General features: G+C 42.6%; 2 protein-coding genes. Both read left to right on the plus strand.

Going from position 1 to position 1,623, the window contains the following annotated elements:
- Window positions 1-616: 616 nt before the first annotated feature.
- Window positions 617-1,051, plus strand: coding sequence for a GNAT family N-acetyltransferase (locus HC752_RS24080; protein WP_069491079.1), 435 nt, complete (start codon window positions 617-619; stop codon window positions 1,049-1,051).
- Between the two features lie 133 nt (window positions 1,052-1,184).
- On the plus strand, window positions 1,185-1,623 hold a 439-nt coding region (locus tag HC752_RS24090), incomplete at its 3' end, for an MOSC domain-containing protein (RefSeq protein ID WP_190337711.1).

Below are 1,623 nucleotides of genomic sequence, written 5' to 3' on the forward strand. Positions count from 1 at the left end.
CAAGCAAAGTGCTTCTCTGCCAAGTGAGTTTGTGTACTCGTTACGCTCTAACAAAAGCTTCAAACCGACAAACAACGCGTGGCATTTTTGGTTTGCGGTGAATTTAGTGTTTAAGGTGCAATGCAGCAGCTTGTTTTGTGCGTTGTCTGCGGTTTAAGCTGGCGTTATAGCGCTTTGAGAATTCAAGGGTTGTAAGGTTCTCGAAAATTGTTGGCTTCAGTGCATTTCAGTTCGATTCCGTAATCTGAATCAATATGGAAAAGTCATCGCAACCCAAGTTGCTGCAAGCTTTCAAAACCAATCAGGTTCACCGAAATTTGAAGTTCTGTTTTTGGTTCCTTCTTATAAATTCTCGACTAAGTTGGTATTTTGGACTTTGTGGTCTGGTTGCAGCAGGTTTTGTTGTCTAAGATGTCGTTCATTGAATGCAAGCGAAGTGCTTCATTGCCAAGTAAAGTCTGTTTGTTTGTATCGCTCTAACAAACAATTCAAGCAGACCAAAAACGTGTGGCATTTTTAGTTTGCGGTGAGTTTAGTGTTTACGGTGGTTTGCAGAAGCGGTATTTGTACGTTTTTGGCTACTTAATTGGGCGTTATGCCTCAAGGAGGAAAAATGGTGCAAGGATACAGAATCAGCACGGATAAAAGTCACCTCGACTTTGAGGTGATTTACGAATTTATCTCAGAAAGTTACTGGGCGTCAGGAATACCAAAACATACCCTAGAAAAAGCTATTTCAAATTCACTTTGTTTTGGTGTCTATGATAGCCATGATTTTCAAGTAGGCTTTGCTCGCCTGATAACAGACAAAGCAACGTTTGCTTACCTTGCTGATGTATTCATAGTAGAGAAGCACCGAGGAAAAGGTTTGAGCAAGTGGCTCGTTGAAAGAATAGTGTCTCACCCTGATCTGCAAGGTTTAAGGCGTATGGTATTGGCAACAAGAGATGCACATGGTTTGTACGCGCAATACGGTTTCCAACCAATTGAAAATCCAGAGATACTAATGCAAATTTGGCATCCAGATGTTTACCGTAAGTCAGAAGCATAACAAACGCTTCAAGACGGATTCGCAACGCGTGGCATTTTTACCATGCGTTAAGTTTAGTGATTTAGGTGGTGTGCGGAAACATCGTATTGCGTTGCTCACCACTTAAGCGGGCGTTAGCCCTCAGGAGGAAAGGATGCCAAAGGTAGTTTCAGTCAGTAAATGTGCCGAGCACACTTTTTCTAAATCAATTGTTGATTCAATATTGCTAATTGAGGGGGAAGGAGTTGACGGAGATGCTCATCGGGGAAAAACTGTAAAGCATCGTTCGAGAGTCAAAGTCGATCCCAGTCAACCAAATCTTAGACAAGTTCACCTTCTTCACAATGAGTTATTCTCTGAGCTTGAGGCTAAAGGATTCAAAGTTGTGCCAGCGTCACTTGGGGAAAACATCACAACATCAGGTATTGATTTACTTGGTTTGCCAAGGGATACCGTAATTAGGTTTAGCAGTGGGGCAGAAGTTCTGATTACAGGTCTCCGCAACCCTTGCCCGCAAATCGAGGGATACCAGACTGGGTTATTGTCTGCTGTTTTGGGTAAAGATAGCTCAGGAAAGTTAGTCCGTAAGGCAG

It is taken from the genome of Vibrio sp. S9_S30 (assembly GCF_014694455.1).
Taxonomy (GTDB): domain Bacteria; phylum Pseudomonadota; class Gammaproteobacteria; order Enterobacterales; family Vibrionaceae; genus Vibrio.